The 501-nt window shown below is 38.3% G+C and carries 1 protein-coding gene; it reads left to right on the top strand.

Going from position 1 to position 501, the window contains the following annotated elements; translation table 11 throughout:
* The coding region (locus tag AC5KOD_RS02330; RefSeq protein WP_496912945.1) for a transposase at positions 1-501 on the top strand (501 nt) is incomplete at both ends.

Raw genomic sequence — 501 nt, 5'->3', positions numbered from 1 at the left:
GTTGATTAAACGGTTGAAGGAAGATCTAGTATTTAAACTAAGTTTAGGGTTTCTCTATTCAGAGCGCATCCCTTCGGAAGCGACCTTCTCACGCTTTGCACATAAACTCACGACACATCCACACATAATGGATAATTTGAATCACCTATTACTTACACAAATTGATGAGGTTAATGGGTTATTTTCTGAGCAGATAGCAATAGATGCGACTCACTTTACTGCTCATGATAAAGCCCATCAAACAGATAATGATAAAATGCTCTCTGTCGAGGAACAGTTAAAGGTAAGTGACACTGATTTATCTCATCTGGTTCCTACGGAACCTACTTGGGGAATTAAAAAGAATAGTGAAGGAAAAAATCAGTACTGGTTTGGCTATAAAGCCCATCTAGCTGTTTCTACTAGCAGTCAGTATATAGTGAGCAGTCTTCTTTCGTCTGCCCATGTGTCTGATTTATCTGTGGCTGTTCCATTACTAAGAAAACTTACTAAAATAGGTAG

The organism is Vagococcus sp. WN80Y, assembly GCF_059621045.1.
This window is presented reverse-complemented; position numbering and strand designations above follow the sequence as displayed.